This window comes from Hymenobacter tibetensis, from assembly GCF_022827545.1.
Classification (GTDB): Bacteria; Bacteroidota; Bacteroidia; order Cytophagales; family Hymenobacteraceae; genus Hymenobacter; species Hymenobacter tibetensis.
Genome location: NZ_CP094669.1, coordinates 3,426,611 through 3,444,069 on the forward strand (window position 1 = coordinate 3,426,611; position 17,459 = coordinate 3,444,069).

A 17,459-nucleotide genomic window follows, 5' to 3' on the forward strand; every position below is an offset into this window, starting at 1 on the left:
CCGTTCATTTAGTGGCCGATAACCAGACGCACGGTTTCGCGCTTGCCATCTACCAGCAACGAGCAGGTGTAGAGACCCGGCGCTAACTTCTGGCCATCAAGAGCTAGGGTATAGCGCTGGCCTTTGTGCACGGCTCCGGTATAGAGCGAGGCCACTTGCCGGCCCTGTTGATTGTAGACTAACACTTGCGCCACGCCGTCCGAGGCAGGGCGGAAGCTCACCGAAGTTTCACCTACAGCGGGGTTAGGGTACACTGACAGGTCCTGCTCGCTCTTGCTGGCGGGTGTTACGGCCAGCACGCTCGCCGCGTCGCTTGGGGAGGCCGCAACTAGCGCCGCCATGGCACCGCTCTGGGGATACTTGAGCGTAGCAAAGTCATAGCCCGTGCCCGCGCCCACCGAGAAGCCGGTCACGTAAGCGTTGCCGGTGCCGTCAACTACCAGAGCGGCGGGTTCGTCGTAGCTGTTGCCGGGCCCGTTGTAGCGCTCCTCCCACTCCTGCTGTCCGCTGCCCGAGTACCTCACCGTGGCGTAGCCGTCGGTACCATCGGGGGTGGTGGAGTAACCAGTTACGTACACGTTGTTGGCGTAGTCAATGGCCACGGCCGTGGCCTCATCGTTGCCGGTAGCCGAGCCGTTGTACACCGTGGCCCACAGCTGCTGCCCTGTTACCCTTACGTACTTAACCGTGGCGTAGTCGCTGTTGCCGCTGCTGTTGTACGACCGACCAGTTACGACGATGTTGCCGCCTAGGTCGGCGGCTATGTCACTGGCCTCGTCGTAGCTGTTGGCAGGGCCGTTGTAGCGCGCCGTCCACGAAAGCAGGCCGTTGGCGGCGGTGTACTGGAGCGTGGTGTAGTCGTAGCCGCTGCCGTTATCGGCGTAGCCCGTCACGGTCACGTAGCCCGGGCCATCGGTAGTCAGAGCCGTGGCCTCGTCGTAGCTGCTGCCCGCGCCGGCGTGGCGCGCCACCCACTGCTGCTGGCCATTGATACCGTTGTACTTCACGGTGGCGTAGTCGTAGCCGCTAGTAGCACCGGCATCGGAGGTGCCGGTTACGGCCACGTTGCCTTGGTTATCGACGCCCAGATCTTTCACTAAATCGTAGCTGTTGGCCGGGCCGTTGTAGGTGGCCGCCCACACTTGCGTGCCGGTGGCCGCGGCGTATTTGCGCGTCACGTAGTCGCTCTGGCTGCCGCTGTAGGAGGTGCCCGTCACCACGGGGTTGCCATCTGGGCCGATGACGACGTCCGTGGCCAGATCGTCGCTGCTGGCGGAAGCAAAGGAATGGGCCTCCCAGAGCAGTTGGCCGGTGGTCGAATACTTGAGCGTCACGTAGTCGTAGCGCCCACGGGCGCTACTGTAGCTGGTGCCCGTCACGTACACGGTGCCGTCCCTTTCCACAGCGATGCTTGAGGGCAAATCGTCACTGCTGGCCGCCCCGTTGTAGGTGACGGCCCACAACGGCGTGCCGATGGCCGAATACTTGGCGGTAACATAGTCCCAGCTGCTGCCATTGTAGGAGTAGCCCGCTACGTACGCATTGCCTACCCTATCGATGGCCACATCCACCGCCAGATCGTCACTGTTAGCCGCGCCGTTGAAGCGCGCTGCCCACGTGTCCTGTATGGTGCTTTGCTCGTACTTCACGATCGTACGGCCGCCGCCTACATACACGTTGTCGTTGGCATCTAACGCAATTTCAGTGGCTACGTCATTCGTGTTATTTGGGCCACTGTACTGTATCTGCCATAACTGCTCGCCTATAGGTGAATACTTGACCGTGTTGAAGTCTCTGTCGCCGTTGGCCGTCACAGACGAACCCGTCACGTACGTGTTGCCTGCTCTATCCGGCACGAGCTCGTAGGCGACATCATTCCCGCCAATTGGGCTATTGTAGCGCGCTTCCCAGAGCTGCTGACCAGTGGTCTTGTTGTACTTGAGCGTGGCAAAATCGTTGCCGGAAGAACCGGTCACGAATACATCGCCGTAATCATCCATCACTAGGTTCGCCGCCCCATCCACTGCATTGCCCGGCCCGTCGTACGTCGCTTGCCACAGCTGCTGACCAGTAGCTTCGCTGTATCTAGCCGTAACGTAATCGTTGTTGGAGGTACCTGTAGTAAACACATCGGCGCCTATAAAGATGCTGGTGAATGCGCCGAAGATCGCCCACAACTGCTGACCGGTCTCGCTGGAATATTTCCTGAGTGCGCCCCCCGACGTTACGAACACACTCGCACTAGCTCCGCTCACGGCAACATTGCGGGCAGTCGTCAACCCGCTGCTGTTGGTGGTGGTAGTGGTCCATTGTTGCGTCCCATTCACCGAATACTTCACTGTTACCGCCTCGGAATTCTGGCTGTTAAAAGTGAGCCTCGTCGTACCGGTCACATACACGTTGCCCAACCCGTCGATGGCCACGTCCGCGGCTATATCTTGGTAATTTCCGCCGTTGTAGCGCGCCGTCCAGAGCAATTGCCCGCTCGGCGAATACTTGACGGTGGCAAAGTCTTCGCGCGAACCCGAAGAGGTGGGAGGCGGCGAGATAAACGAGGTACCCGTCACGACTACATTGCCGGACCCGTCCAGGGCCATTGCAACCGGCGTGTCGGTGCTGCTGGTGGCGGGAGACCCGTTGTAAATTCTTTGCCACACGCGCTGGCCCGTGGGCGAATACTTTTCGGTGATGTAGTCGGAGTTGTTGCCACCGGTTCCGGTTACATAGGTGTTGCCGGCGTCGTCTACCACCATATCAACCAGGGTAAAGTTATCTGGTCCCGTGGCCCATGCCTGCCTTACGGGTTCGGTGATGTTGGCCCGCGTTTGGGTTGGAGTTGCATCGGCTAGGCTGGCTGACTTGGCACTAGCGCGGGCTAACGAATGGTGGCTGGCCTGCGGCTTAGCGGGCCTGTTGCCCACTACCGGCAAGGCATGACGCAAAGCCGGCGCGCCAGCTGGCAGCACCAGTTCACTACTGCTGCGCGTAGGGGATAATTTCAGCCCCCGGCTGGCGGCCTGGGAGGGGCTGTTCTGCGCCTGGGTTGCAGGCACACAAAGGAGCAAGCCTGCTGCCACGGGCAGCAAACGGGTAAACGCTTGTTTCATACAAAAAAGGGAAAGGGAGCGAAAAACAGGCAACTGCTTGCGAATAAGAAAAAAGATAAAAGCGGTACTAATGCGGTGTTCTGTACTTAGGCGCCTTGGGGCTCCTATAGCGAGAATTTCATGGAAGATATGGTGCTGTAAGTATCAAGAAATAAGCATAATAAACCAATAATTAATGATAATATAATTCAGGTAGAATATATACAAAGCAACCCATGTATCTCAACAGGACTTTACAGCAAAAGCGCCCCTGAATTGCATTCAGAGGCGCTTTTGCTGTAAGCTGTAGTCTAACTGTACTTATTTATTGATTACGAGCCGCACGGTTTCGCGCTTGCCATCCACCAGCAACGAGCAGGTGTACAAGCCCGGTGCTAACTTCTGACCGTCAAGAGCTAGAGTATAGCGCTGGCCTTTGTGCACGGTGCCGTTGTAGAGCGAGGCCACCTGCCGGCCCTGTTGGTTGTAAACCAACACCTGCGCGGCCCCATCCTGCACCGGCCGGAAACTTACTGACGCCTGTCCAACCATAGGATTTGGGTACACCGATAGGTCTTGCACGTGCTTGCTGGAAGTTACCGACGTTGCGCGAACTGTTGCTAGAGCTAAAGAAGTGCTACCGCTGGCTTGTACATATTTAATGGTAGCAAAGTCGGCGTTGGAGAAAGCGCTGTTAAATGAAGCACCCGTGACAAACACGTTACCCACTGAATTAACAGCCACGCTAGCTGGTGCGTCATTCAGGCTGTTTGGTCCATTGTAGCGCACCTCCCAGAGTTGCTGGCCACTGGCGGCAGCATATTTCACCGTCGCGTAATCCTCGTTGCTATTACCCGTTATATACACATCACCGGCGGCATCTACGGTCAGGTCAGAAGGCTGATCAAACCCTTTGGTAATCCCGGCATAACGCGCTTCCCAGAGTTGCTGGCCACTAGCCGCCGCGTATTTAACAGTTGTATAATCGGCGTCGGTGCTCGTGTCGCTGTAAGAAGTACCGGCGACGTACACGTTGCCTAGTGCGTCAACCACCAGATCGGTTGCGCTATCACTCAGGTCGTTGGAACTGTTGTAGATGGCGACCCACAGTTGCTGGCCGCTGGCACCAGCATATTTTACCGTCGCGTAATCCTCATTGTAAAAGAGCTTGCTGTTTTCAGTTTCCCCCGTTACGTAGACATCGCCAGCGGCATCTACGGCTATATCCTTCGCCACATCAGCGCTCCGGCCAGGGCCCTGGCCGGCGTAGCGGGCTTCCCACAACTGCTGGCCGCTGGCCGAATATTTTATTGTGGCATACTCCTGGTTGGTGGCAACTTCATCACTGTCAATAGCACCGGTCACGTACACGTTGCCGGTTGCGTCTAACGCCAGCGCATTGGCTTCATCATTGCCATTGCCAGGTCCCGTGTAACGGGTAGCCCACAGCTGTTGGCCGCTGGCCCCGTTATACTTGACCGTAGCATAATCGTCGCTGGTGCTGGCTCCGCCATAGGAGGTACCCGTTATCACCACGTTGCCCGCCGCATCTACCGCTATATCAGTCGGCAGGTGCGTACCGATATAGCCGGTGCTCGTTCCGTAGGTAGCTACCCAGAGCTGCTGGCCGCTAGCGCCGTCGTACTTGAGGGTGGTGTAGTCATTCGTTCCTCCCAGAACGTACGTATTACGTCCCGTTACAAACACGTTTCCAGCGGCATCCAAGGCAATCTTTGTTGAATTGCTGGCATCACTTCTTCCTTCTAATCGGGCTACCCACAGCTGCTGCCCGCTGGCCGAATATTTTATGGTGAGATAGTTCCAGTTACTGCCATTATAGGAGCTCCCCGTCACATATACGTTGCCCGCCGCGTCCGCCACCAGGTCTGTTGCTTCATTGCTTGTGTTGGCAGCTGAAGGGCCCGTGTAGCGCGCCACCCACAGTTGCTGCCCACTAGCGCCAGCGTATTTAACAGTAGCGTAGTCGATGTCGAGGTTGCTGTTTGCTGGCGAGGCGCCCGACACAGCTACATTACCGGACCCATCTACGGCGAGGCTGGTGGGAGCTTGGTCGCCCGCAATGGTGCCGCTGTAGCGTGAGGCCCACACCTGTTGCCCATTGGCAGCGTACTTAACCGTGGCGTAGTCGCTCCGGCCACTACCATTATAAGAGCGCCCAGTCACAAAAATATTGTTGTTAGCGTCTATGGCCACATCCCGGGCCTCGTCGTAGCTATTATCGGGCCCGTTGTAGTGGCCTACCCACGCTTGTTGGCCACTAGCGGCCGTGTATTTGAGGGTGGTATAGTCGTAGCCACTGCCCGTGTCAGCGTACCCCGTTACAACCACATTGCCTTGCCCATCAGTGGCCAGGGCCGTGGCCTCGTCGTATGTGTTACCTGCCCCGTTATAGCGCGCGACCCAGAGTTGCTGGCCGTTAGCTGAGTAACGTACCGTGGCATAGTCGTAGCTGCTACCCGCATCGGAAGTGCCCGTGACGTACACGGTGCCTGACCCGTCAACCGCTACATCCCGCACCAAGTCGTAGCCGTTGGCGGGGCCGTTATAGCGGCTGACCCAGAGTTGCTGGCCACTGTTGTTGTACTTGACGGTGGCGTAGTCGCTCTCACTGTTGCGGTAGGAAGTACCCGTCACATACACGTTGCCCGTGCCATCGAGTACGAGTTTGGTGGCCACGTCACTTTCGTTGCTGAACCCGGAGCCCGTATAGCGGCTCACCCACACTTGCTGGCCCGAGCTAGAGTATTTGACTGTGGCATAATCATAGGCCGTATTTGCCCCAAACGAAGAACCGGTGACATAAACATTACCGGCGGCGTCCACGGCCAGGCTGGTAGCTAGGTCGTCACTGCTAATGGTCGAGAAGCGCGGCTCACTGGTATAAATGGTCGCCCAGAGTTGCTGCCCCGTGCTGGAGTACTTAACCGTGGCGTAGTTGTAACTGGTGCTTGATGTGCCATAGGAATAGCCGGTCACATAGACGTTGCCGGCCGCATCTACAGCTACACCGGTTGGTATATCATCACCGGAACTTCCCCCATTATAACGGGCTGTCCAGAGTTGCTGACCACTAGGCGAATACTTCACCGTGGCATAATCATAGGTGTTGCCTTGGAAGGAATAACCGGTCACGTACGTGTTACCAGCCGCATCTGCCACCACGCTCGTGACGCCGTCATAGCTGTTGCCGTCTCCAGCGTAACGTGCTACCCACTCTCCAGTAACAGGTCCACTGGCAAGTGCTGCCTTTGTGCTGTTGCCCTTCCGCTCAGCGGGGAGCGTAGGCGTAAGGGCATGTTTGGTAAGAATGTTTTTTTTCACTGCTGTTCCTTTAGCCAGCGGTAAAGCATGGCGCAAAGCCGGGGCGCCAGTTGGCAGCACCAGTTCACTACTTTGAGTGAGAGGTGACTTCGACTCTCGACTGGCAGCTTGGCGTTGGCTGTTCTGCGCCTGGGCAGTAGGCACATACAGGAGCAAGCCTGCTGCTACAGGCAGCAAACGGGTAAACGCTTGTTTCATACAAAAAAGGGAAAGGGAGCGAAAAGCAGGCGGAGGCCTACGAATAAGAAAAAAGGATAAAAGTGGTACTGATGCAGTGTTCTGTACTTAGGCGTCTTGAGGCTCCTATAGCGGGTGTTTCTCAAGACAATAACTGGATGCAAGTATAAATGAATAATTAAATTAAATAGCTAATTAATGATAAAATAATTTACATGGAGATATAGATAAAATTACATGACCAACTCAATAAACTTTTACAACAAAAGCGCCCCTGAATACGATTCAGGGGCGCTTTTGTTGTAAAAGATGGAACTAGTGTGCTTAGTGCGCAACGACCATACGTACTGTTTCGCGCTGCCCATCTACAAGCAATGAGCAAGTGTAGAGGCCGGGTGCTAATTGCTGGCCATCCAGAGCCAGGGTGTAGCGCTGGCCCTTGTGCACAACCCCATTGTAGAGCGAGGCCACCTGCCGCCCCAGTTGGTTGTAGATCAGCACCTGCGCGGCCCCATCCTGCACCGGACGGAAGCTCACCGAGGCCTGCCCCACCGTGGGGTTCGGGTACACCGATAGGTCTTGCACGTGCTGGCTCGCGGCGGCCCAGACATCCTGCGTGGCGAGAGGCTGCAACGCTGTGGTACTAGTTTGGGTGTATTTAATGGTGAGGAAGTCGGAGTAGCTGGCGCTGACCGAGGAATAGCCGGTCACATACACGTTGCCGGTGGCATCTAGCGCAATGGCGCTGGCTTGGTCGGAACCGTTGTCGGGGCCGTCGTAGCGGGCATTCCAGAGGAGCTGGCCGGTGGCGGAATAGGCTAGTGTTGCATAATCGTTGCTGAAGTTACCGAGGGTGTTGTCGGAGTAACCGGTTACGTACACGCTGCCTGTGGCGGCGTCCAGGGCCAGGTCGGTGGCTACGTCGGGGCCGTTGGCGGGGCCGTTGTAGCGGGCCAGCCAGAGCTGCGTCCCATCGGCGGCAGCGTACTTGAGGGTGGCGTAGTCGGAGCTGGTGAAGCTGTTGGAGCCGTAGGAACGCCCGGTCACGTACACGTTGCCGGTGGAAGGGTCTACGGCTAGTTTGGCGGCCTGGTCTTCGCGGTTGCCGGGGCCGTTGTAGCGACTGGCCCACAGCTGCTGCCCGCTGGCGGAGTATTTCACGGTAGCATAGTCGTGGCTGCTGCTACCGCCGTTGGAGTAGCCGGTCACGTACACGTTGCCAGCGGCATCCACCGCCACGTCGGTGCCAGCACCGTTGCCGTTGCCGATGCCGCTGTAGGGCGCAATCCAGAGGAGCTGGCCGCTGGGCGAGTATTTCACCGTCACGTAGTCGAAGCGCCCGAAGGAGGCCCCCGTCACGTACACATTGCCGGCGGCATCTACGGCCAACGAGCTAGCCTGCTCGATGCTGGCGCCGGCGCCGTTGTAGCGGGCTACCCAGAGCTGTTCGCCGGTGTTGGAGTACTTGATGGTGAGGTAGTCGTAGCTGGTGCTGCTGTCAATGGAGTAGCCAGTTACGTACACGTTGCCGGCCGCATCTACCACCACCTCTTTCGGATCGTCCATGCTGTTGGCGGGACCATTGTAGCGGGCCACCCACAGCTGCTGGCCGCTGGGCGAGTACTTGATGGTGGCGTAGTCGGAATTGCTGGTACCCGTCACGTAGACGTTGCCGGCGGCATCCACTGCTAAGCTGATAGCGGTGTCGAAACTATCACCGGGAGCATCGTAGCGGGCTTCCCAGAGCTGCTGGCCGTTGGGCGAGTACTTGATAGTGGAGTAATCGTAGCGGGTGCCGCTACCGGCCGAGGAGCCGGTTATGTACACGTTGCCCGCGGCATCTACGGCTATGTCCTTGGCGGCATCGTCGTTGCTGTTGGCCAGGGAGTTGCTGTAGCGCCCTTCCCACAGTGGCTCGCCGGTGGCGGCAGCGTACTTGAGGGTGGCGTAATCGAAGTCGTTGCTGCTGGTGAAGGAAGTACCCGTCACGGCTACGTTACCGGCTTTATCCAGGCCTAGGCTTACGGCTTCTTCGTCGCCGTTGGTGGGGCCGTTGTAGCGCGCCACCCACAGCTGTAGGCCATCCGCACCGCTGTACTTCACGGTGGCGTAGTCGGTGTTGCCGCTGCTGTTATAGGAGCCTCCGGTTACCACCACGTTGTTGCTGGCATCCACCACTACATCCTTGGCTTCGTCGTAGCTGTTGGCGGGGCCGTTGTAGCGCGTCGTCCAGAGAGGCTGGCCGGTGGCGGCGGCGTACTTGAGCGTGGTGTAGTCGTAGCCGGTGCCGGCATCGGCGTAGCCGGTTACTATCACGTTGCCGGCGGCATCCGTGGTGAGGGCGGCGGCTTCGTCGTAGCTGGTGCCGGCCCCGGTGTGGCGCGCCGTCCAGAGGGGTTGGCCGGTGGCACCGGTATACTTCACGGTGGCGTAGTCGTAGCCGGTGCCACTGCCCGCGTCGGAAGTGCCCGTTACGGCCACGTTGCCCGCCGCGTCTACGGCGAGGTCGCGCACTAAGTCGTAGCCGTTGGCGGGGCCGTTATAGCGGGTCGCCCAGAGTTGCTGGCCGGTGCTGGAGTATTTGAGGGTGGCATAGTCGCTCTGGCCGTTGCTGTAGAGCGTGCCCGTCACCAGCACGTTGCCAGCCCCATCCAGGGCCACATCGGTGGGTACTTCATCACTGCCGGTACCGGTACCGCTGTAGCGCGCTGTCCAGAGCTGCTGCCCGCTGCCCGAGTACTTCACGGTGAGGTAGTCGTAAGTAGCGGTGCTACCATAGGACGTACCCGTCACGACTACGTTGCCGGCCGCATCTACGGCCACGCCGGTGGCCATATCGTCGCCGTTGGCTGCGCCATCGTAGCGGGCCGCCCACAGCTGCTGCCCGCTGGAAGAATATTTTACCGTGGCGTAGCCATAGTTGGTGCTGCGGCCCAGGGAGTAGCCGGTCACGTACACATTGCCCAGGGTGTCCGCTGCGATGCTCGTGGGTATATCGTCGCTAGTGCCAGAGCCGCTGTAGTGCACGGCCCACACTTCCAAGCCGCTGGGGTCGTACTTGGTGGTTACGTAATCGTAGTCGATGGACAGGACGCTGATGGCGTAGCCGGTCACGTACACGTTGCCGGCGGCATCGGAGGTGGTGCTGGTGGCTACATCGTAGCTGTAGGTTGGGCCTTTGAAGCGGGCGGTCCAGGCCTCACTAACCGGCCCCGCAAGTGCTGCTTGGGTGCGGTCTTGTAGCGTGGCCGCGGCTTGCTTGGCAGTGGGAGGCGCGAGGAGGCGCTGGGCAGGCCGCCCGGGCCGGGCCGACGCGGGGGCGGCTTTGCCCAGCGTGGGCAGGGCGTGGCGCAGAGCGGGAGCCCCGGGTAAGGTGCGTTCCTGAGGCAACACTGGAAATGGCCGCGGCGCTTTGCCAACCGGCGCGGAGCTGCTCGCCTGCGCATGCGCGCCCAACGATTGAACCAGGAAGCCCGCTGCCAACAGCAAACTTGTAAAAGCTTGTTTCATAGAATAAGAGGGTAAGGAAAGGAAGTATATAGCCTATCAGAAGGCCGGGGGAAACGAATCTGCTCGATTATACATCAACACGTATGCCTTCTACTCCCGTCGTCAGACCGGCAGCCTACTATGCGCTGCCGCGTACCAGCCACAGCAGCTGGTGGCGCGCTTGGGGCCGCCAAATAAGCGAACTATAACAACATTCTATAGTGAATAAATTAAATTTACTGTATTCTACTCTTGTCCTACACTTGTTGAAGCCAGCTGGGCAAAGAAGCCCGCTACTGCCTGGCGTTGAGCTTACAAGACAAGCATCCTGTTGATTTCGGAAACCCTGTAACCAGCAGAAGCCCCCGCAGGCTACTGCTACGGGGGCTTCTGTTGGTTACGAGTGCGGCGGGCGTGACTATCGGTTGATGACCAGACGAGTTGTCTGGCGCTGATTGCCGATCCAAAGGGTGCAGGTATACAAGCCAGCGGGCACGTGCTGGCCACTAAGCGGCAAGGTATAGAACTGGCCTCGGCGCACCGCTCCGGCGTAGAGCGTGGCTACCGGCTGGCCTAGTTGGTTGTACAGCAGCACTTGGGCCCGGCCGTCGAGGGCGGCGCGAAACGATACGGTGGCTTGCTCGGCGGCCGGGTTGGGGTACACGGCCAACTGGTGTTTGCTGCTGTTGAGGCTTGGTGCGAGTAGGGCCAGCGCAGTTTGGGGTACGCCCTCTCCTACTCGCGCCAGCTTGCCGCTGGGCTGGGCGTACTTAAGGGTGGCGTAGTCGTAGCTGTTGGTAAGGCCGCCAGTGGAGCTTCCTGTCACGTACACGTTGCCGGCGCCGTCTACGGCCACGGCAGTGGCATGGTCATCGGCAATGCCCACGCCGTTGTAGCGCACCTCCCAGAGCTGCTGGCCGCTGGACCCGGCATACTTAAGCGTGGTGTAGTCGTTGCTGCTGTTGCTTCGGGAGGTGCCCGTTACGTACACGTTGCCGGCCACATCCACAGTTAGGGCAGCGGCCACGTCGGACAGGGCGTTTGGCCCCGAGTAACGGGCCTGCCAGAGTTGCTGGCCGCTGGCGCTGGCGTACTTGATGGTAGCGTAGTCATAGCTGGCACTGCTACCCACTGAGCGTCCGGTCACGTACACGTTGCCGGCGGCATCCACGGCCAGGCCAGTGGCCTGGTCTTCTCCGTTGGCGGGGCCGTTGTAACGCGCCTCCCACAGGGGCTGGCCCGTTGTTCCGGTGTACTTCACCGTAACGTAGTCGGCGGCGCTGCCGCTACCCGACGTTCCCGTTACTACCACGTTGCCGGCCACGTCCAGGGCTATCCTGCTCGCCTGATCTGTGCTGCTGCCGGGACCCGAGTAGTGGGCCTGCCAGAGTTGCTGGCCGCTGGCGCTGGCGTACTTGAGGGTTGTATAGTCGAAGTCGTCGTTGTTGCGCCGCGCGCTGCCCGTCACGTAGGCGTTGCCGGCGGCGTCCAGGGCCAAGCCAGTGGCCTGGACGCCGTTATTGAAGCCCGTGTAAAGCGCCGTCCACAGCAGCTGGCCGCCGGTTGAGTACTTGAGGGTAGCCGCGGTATTGTTGCTGAGGCCTTCGGAATGGCCCGTTACGTATGCATTACCCGCCGCATCCACGGCTACAGCAGTAGGAATATAGGCAAGTATGCCCCCGCCGCTGTAGCGCGCCACCCACAGTTGCTGACCACTGGCCGAGTATTTCACCGTTGCGTAGTGGTAAGCGGCACCGCTGCCCGCCGAGCGCCCGGTCACGTACACGTTGCCGGCGGCGTCCAGCGCCAGGCCAGTGGCTTGGTCTTCCCCGTTGGCGGGGCCGTTGTAGCGCGCTTCCCACAGCAGTTGGCCGCTGGCCGAGTATTTAAGTGTGGCATAGTCGGAGCTGCTGCTGCCGGTCACGTACACGTTGCCGACGGCATCCACTACCAGGCCCTCCGCATTATCGGCGCCGGGAGTTAAGCCCGCATACGGAGTTACCCATAACTGCTGGCCGTTGGCTTCGGCGTAGGTGATGGTGGCGAAGTCGGTGTCGGAGGTGCTGCTGCCGTTGTAGACGGCCCCTGCCACCACCACGTTCCCGCCCCGAGCCACGGCTACCGCCGCCGCGGCCTGGTTGCCGCCATCCGGCCCCGAGTAGCAGGCCTGCCAGAGTTGCTGGCCACTGCCCCCCGCGTAGCGAACGGTAGCGAAGTCGCTGGTGCCGCTGCTGTTGTAGGAGCGGCCCGTTACGGCCACATTGCCCGCGGCGTCTACGGCCAGGCTTTTGGCTTCATCATAGCTGTTGGCCGGCCCGTTGTAGCGCGCCTGCCACAGCTCTTGCCCGTTGCTCTGGGCGTACTTGACGGTGGCATAATCCCAGTTGTTGTTGCCGGTGTTGGCAAACCCCGTTACCAACACGTTGCCGGTGGCATCCAGGGCTATAGCAGTGGCTTCGTCGTAGCCGTTGCCCCCGCCGTTGTAGCGGGCCACCCACAGTTGCTGGCCGCTGGCCGTAGCGTATTTCACCGTTGCGTAGTCGTAGCTGCTGCCACTGTCGGAAGTGCCCGTTACAGCCACGTTGCCGGCGGCATCCACGGCCAGGCCCGTTGCCAGGTCGTAGCTGCTGCCGGGTCCTGCGTAGCGGGCCTGCCAGAGCTGCTGCCCAGTGGCACCAGCGTAGGCAAGAGTCACATAGTCGCTTTGGCTGCCTTGGTAGGAAGTGCCGGTTACCAGCACTTCGCCGGTGGCAGTTACAGCCACGGCGGCGGCCAGGTCGTCGGTCCCGAGGCCGGTGTAGCGGGCTTCCCAGAGCTGCTGGCCGCTGGGTGCGTATTTGAGGGTAACGTAGTCGTAGCTGCCACTAGCGCTGCCGTAGGAGGTACCCGTTACGTACACGTTGCCGGTTGTATCCACGGCCACGCTGGTGGGTATGTCGTCGCTGTTCGCTGACCCATTGTATTGTACCACCCAGGCCTGCCCGCCACTCTTCCAATACTTCACGGTCGTATAATCCCAATTGCTCCCGCTGTACGAATAGCCAGTCACGTACACGTTGCCGGCGCCGTCTACGGCCAGGCTGGTGGGTATGTCGTCCCCGTTGCCTGGATTGTTGTAGCGCCCCACCCAGTATTGGAGCCCTGCGGGCGCATACACCACCGTGGCGTAGTCATAGCTGCTGCCGTTGTAGGAGTAGCCTGTTACGGCCACGTTGCCGGCCCCATCTACGGCCAAGCTGGTGGGCTGATCGTAGCGGATGCCGCCTCCGGTGTAGCGGGCCGCCCATTCTTGGCTCACCGCCTCGGTGGCATCCAGCGTGGCCGTTGCGGCCAACGGAACTGCTGACCGCACGTGAGACTTGGGCCGCGCGCCGAGTTGCGGTAGGTGCATACCAGCTGAAGCGGCGCGGGACGCAGGCAACGCATGGTGCAACGCCGGCACGCCAGGAGGCAGCAGCATCGGCGCCTGCGTCATGGGGGCGGGTTGTTTGAGGGTTCTGCCAGACGCCGGTTGGTCTGGCTGGGCGTAGACGCTTGGCAAAGCCACGAGCAGCCCTACGGCCAACAGCGCACGGGTGAGTACTGGTTTCATAGCGCGTTAAGATGAAAGGTTGAGGAAAGGAAGGACGAAGCCACTAGGTGCACTAGGAAAAACCTGCACCACCATTTCAAGCTGCTGTCTACTTCACCTGCGTTGTGTGGTGCTAGCCACCCCAGTTCTCTCCACGCATCGTCAACAGCACCCAACAAGTCATTATATACCAGCCCAACGAGCGGAATAAGACACTTTCTGATTCTATATAAGCGTTGTTGAATATACTACTTTTTCAGCTGATACCTCACTCGTCGCCGCGTATTTTCAAGCAGACAAACGCTTTTTTGACGTGTAAAATCCTTTGGTTTCCTGCTTGCCTAGCAGCTACCCAACAGCAAAAAGCACCCGCAGAAAAAACCACGGATGCTCTTTACAGGATGACGATATGCAACAAGCCGATCGGCAAGACAAAACGACGACGACTTACCAGCGCGTAGTACTTCCTGACAGTTCGTACTCCAGAATACGCCTTACTATAGACAGGCCTTATAGCGAGTTGACGAGACGCTAGTTCAACCCTACTTTTCCTTTCATCGACTCGAAGAGCTTAACGGAATCAAAGCCTACGCCTTTCTTGAAGACCACTTCCATTTTCCGCACCTGGTTGATGTTCTGCTCCGGGTCCCCATCAATGAGTACTAGGTCGGCTTGCTTGCCTACTTCAATGGAGCCGATTTCTTTGTCGCGGCCCAAGTACTTGGCTCCGTTTAGGGTGCTGATTTTGATGGCCTCCACGGCAGTAAAACCAGCCTCCACCAGCAACTCTAGCTGCCGCCGGTTGGCATACCCGGCCACGGTGCGGCCCGCGCCGGTGGGGTCGGTGCCGGACACTAGCAGGCCCCCGGCATCATAGAACTGCTTTTCCCAGGCCATTTCTTTTTTAAACAGCCGCGTGCTGGCCGTATCCTTCAGCTGGTTTTGCTGCCAGGTGGCGGTTTCGCGCTCTTGCAGCTGCGGAATCAGGGCTTCCAAACCGCCCCCGAGCACCACTTCCCGGTTGGTGTAAGGCTCGAACACGGGCAAGGTAGACGTCAGCGCCACCCGTTTGGCAATCAGCAAACCAATTAAGCTTTTCATGGCCGGGCTACCCACCGGCAACTCCAGCAACCCCTTGCGGGCAGCCGGATAATCGGCTACGTCGGGGGCTTTGTTGGCGGCAAAGTCCGAGCTGGCCATAAACCCGTGCTCCAGGTTATCGATGCCCAACTCGGCCGCTTCGCGGTAGGTGATGGCGCACAAGTGGCCCGTTACTTTCAGCTGACGCGCGTGCGCCTCCCGCAGCACGGCGGTTAGGTCGGCGCGGGTGGCGTGCATGTACATCTTAAAGGATCGGCAGCCTTTGTTGGCCCAGAAGATGGTGGCGGCCGCTGCCTCCTCGGGGCCTTTGATGGTGTTCAGCGCCGGAATGTCCAGGGCGGGCTCTTCGATGTAGGGGGCGGTTATTTCCATATCGGGCCCGATGAGCTTTCCTTCCCCTATCATGCGCCGCACTGCCAGATCGGTCTGGGGCTCGATGCTGCCGGCAGTCCGGATGGTAGTGGCGCCCCCGGCCAGGTAGAGGCGCGGAAACGAGTACGGCATCTGCGCAATGTTGAAGTAGCCGCCTACCGGCATGGTGTAGTACAGGTGCTCGTGCAGCATCACGAGGCCCGGAATTAGGGTTTTGCCGGTGCAGTTGACAACCTGCGCCCCCGCCGGCACCTTCACTTTTTTAGTGGGGCCTACTTGCACGATGCGCCCTTGCTCCAGCACAACGGTTTGGTGAAGCTGCGCGGGCCGCCCGGTCCCGTCTATCACTTTGGCATCAGTCAGGGCAATAGGCCCGAGCCCTTGCACTTTGATATAGGTTTCCACTTGGGGCGTAAACTGCTGCGCCCAGCCCGTAACGGCCGCGGTAGGCAGGCAACACGCCGTAAGAAAGAAATGCAGTCGTTGGAAAGCAAAGGCCATAAGGGAAGAGCAACGTAGCGGGCTATACAGGCCCTAGTATACAACATCTGGCCTGACTGCCTACCGTGACGAGCGAGCCAACACAACTACACCGGCAACCGCCCTCGGCCGCACGGTACTCGCGGCCTTATGCTTTCTCTCCCACTGTCCACCCCTCGCGCGGAACGGGGGTCTGGTCGGGGCCTGGAATGAGGCGGTCGAGGACGGCGCCGGTGGTGAAGGCGTAGATGCCTTTGTGGAGCAGGTCAATGGCTTGCTCGTCGCGGGGCCAGGTCCAGGGCAGGGCGCCTATGCCAGTGGCATTCTCCAGGGTTTGGTCGTTGAGCAAACGCAGATTCATAAACAAAAACGAGCCCATCGGACCGCGGAAGCCTCGCTCAGCCATCAGGGCCCGCGCCACGCCCATCAGAATGCCCTGGCCCCAGTGCATGGTCCAGTTCAGGCCTAGGCGCTCTTTGTTGGGCTTGTGCGGCAACCCTAAGAGTTTTTCAAGCACGTGAGCAGGTACATAAGAATCTGGCCGCTTGGTGAAGCGCTGCTCTATCTTTTCGGCCAACGTCATGGCGGCTACTCCGGCAACGCCTGCTGCCAGCCCGTAGAGAATGTTTTTGCCTGTCATAATGCGTTTTTTGCTTGGCCTGCTTTCGCTGGGCGGTGGGTTAGGGTTTCAATGCGCGGATGCCCCGCAGCAGGGCTGATGAGCACCACGCCAGCAGACTGCTTTCACTGCTAGTTACGGCAGCTTCCGCGCGCAGTTTGAAAATAAAAGCCTACAACCACTTATTGATCAGCTTATTACAGCTCAGCTTGCGCGTTTACACACCGCGCACCCTCACAGGCCTGCTGTATGCCATAGAGGCTTCTAGCAGGAAGTTTAGTTGCTACGTTTTGACGGCAAGGAGAACAGGCTAGCTACCTGATTCCGTGGCTTCTGCGTCGTGGAGAGGCTCCTCGGTGTTGGGGGCATACACCATAACATAGGCGGGTGGCAAGTTCAACAGCACGTGCCCTTCTTCGAGCAGGTGAAAGAACTTTTCAAACAGCTTCTTATTCTGCTGGGAATACTGAAACAGAATCAGCTTGCCATCCGGCAGCAGCAGTTGCCGGGTGTGGTCGAGGATACGCCAGCCCAGGGTCAGGGGCAGCGAGGAAAATGGCAGTCCACACACCACATAGTCCGCGCCCTGGATGCCCAGCCGCTGCAGTTCCGGCCCGGTTTGGTCGGCGGAGCAATGCAGCACGTGCACGTTGGGTTGGCCCGCGTAGCGTTCTTGCAGGAGCTGCACAAACCGCTCGTTCACTTCCACCAGCACAAGCACTGTTTCCGGCCGCCGCAGCTCAACCAGCCGGTCGGTGAACACGCCCGTACCCGGCCCGTACTCCACAATGCACTTGGCACTGGCAAAATCAATAGGCTCCACCACTTTGTTGGTCAGCTCGCGGGAACTAGGTATCAGGGAGCCGACCGTGGCGGGGTCGCGAAAAAACTCTTCGGCAAACGAGGGCAAGGGCAACATAGAAAATAGCAGCTAGCGTAACAGGGCATCTGAACTGGCCCAGTTAGCTTGTACGGCCGTTTTTCGCCTAGGGTATAGTGTCCAGCTTGCCTTTCCGGCCGGCATACGCACAAGCCAAGCAGCCCAAAAGCGCTTTGGATAGCGTGCGCTGCCAGACAACAATTTGCTGGAACGGCCGCAACCGGCACGACGCTGTTGCGCCACAGCCGCTGGTGCGGCTTCGAGTTCAGGTAAGCTAGCCCACCCCTACCGCTACCTTCCACCGCAGCAACTGGCTAACAGCCGTGCACGCCCAGGACCCTT

Annotated in this window: 7 protein-coding genes; all 7 read right to left on the reverse strand. The window is 59.4% G+C overall.

The window, feature by feature from the left end:
• Positions 1–8: 8 nt before the first annotated feature.
• Positions 9–3,107, reverse strand: a complete 3,099-nt coding sequence (locus MTX78_RS13745; protein ID WP_243795183.1) for an SBBP repeat-containing protein — start codon at positions 3,105–3,107, stop codon at positions 9–11.
• Positions 3,108–3,407: 300 nt separating this feature from the next.
• The gene (locus MTX78_RS13750) at positions 3,408–6,626 is read right to left on the reverse strand and encodes an SBBP repeat-containing protein (RefSeq protein WP_243795185.1); all 3,219 of its coding nucleotides are present in this window, start codon (positions 6,624–6,626) and stop codon (positions 3,408–3,410) included.
• Positions 6,627–6,929: 303 nt separating this feature from the next.
• A complete protein-coding gene (locus MTX78_RS13755) occupies positions 6,930–10,115 on the reverse strand; it encodes an SBBP repeat-containing protein (protein ID WP_243795187.1) in 3,186 nt (1,061 codons plus the stop codon).
• A gap of 397 nt (positions 10,116–10,512) precedes the next feature.
• A complete protein-coding gene (locus tag MTX78_RS13760) occupies positions 10,513–13,686 on the reverse strand; it encodes an SBBP repeat-containing protein (RefSeq protein WP_243795189.1) in 3,174 nt (1,057 codons plus the stop codon).
• A gap of 510 nt (positions 13,687–14,196) precedes the next feature.
• Positions 14,197–15,639 carry an amidohydrolase family protein gene (locus tag MTX78_RS13765; RefSeq protein ID WP_243795191.1) on the reverse strand — a complete coding sequence of 481 codons (1,443 nt, stop codon included), beginning with the start codon at positions 15,637–15,639 and terminating at the stop codon, positions 14,197–14,199.
• Positions 15,640–15,766: 127 nt separating this feature from the next.
• Complete coding sequence (locus MTX78_RS13770; protein WP_243795193.1) at positions 15,767–16,258, reverse strand: hypothetical protein; 492 nt, start codon at positions 16,256–16,258, stop codon at positions 15,767–15,769.
• 289 nt (positions 16,259–16,547) lie between these two features.
• A complete protein-coding gene (locus MTX78_RS13775; RefSeq protein ID WP_243795194.1) occupies positions 16,548–17,156 on the reverse strand; it encodes a class I SAM-dependent methyltransferase in 609 nt (202 codons plus the stop codon).
• Positions 17,157–17,459: the final 303 nt, after the last annotated feature.

Excerpts from the sequence above, each read along its gene's own strand:
- MTX78_RS13760 (WP_243795189.1), bottom strand. The coding sequence starts at position 13,686 with ATGAAACCAGTACTCACCCGTGCGCTGTTGGCCGTAGGGCTGCTCGTG.
- MTX78_RS13750 (WP_243795185.1), bottom strand. The coding sequence starts at position 6,626 with ATGAAACAAGCGTTTACCCGTTTGCTGCCTGTAGCAGCAGGCTTGCTC.
- MTX78_RS13765 (WP_243795191.1), bottom strand. The coding sequence starts at position 15,639 with ATGGCCTTTGCTTTCCAACGACTGCATTTCTTTCTTACGGCGTGTTGC.
- MTX78_RS13755 (WP_243795187.1), bottom strand. The coding sequence starts at position 10,115 with ATGAAACAAGCTTTTACAAGTTTGCTGTTGGCAGCGGGCTTCCTGGTT.
- MTX78_RS13770 (WP_243795193.1), bottom strand. The coding sequence starts at position 16,258 with ATGACAGGCAAAAACATTCTCTACGGGCTGGCAGCAGGCGTTGCCGGA.
- MTX78_RS13745 (WP_243795183.1), bottom strand. The coding sequence starts at position 3,107 with ATGAAACAAGCGTTTACCCGTTTGCTGCCCGTGGCAGCAGGCTTGCTC.
- MTX78_RS13775 (WP_243795194.1), bottom strand. The coding sequence starts at position 17,156 with ATGTTGCCCTTGCCCTCGTTTGCCGAAGAGTTTTTTCGCGACCCCGCC.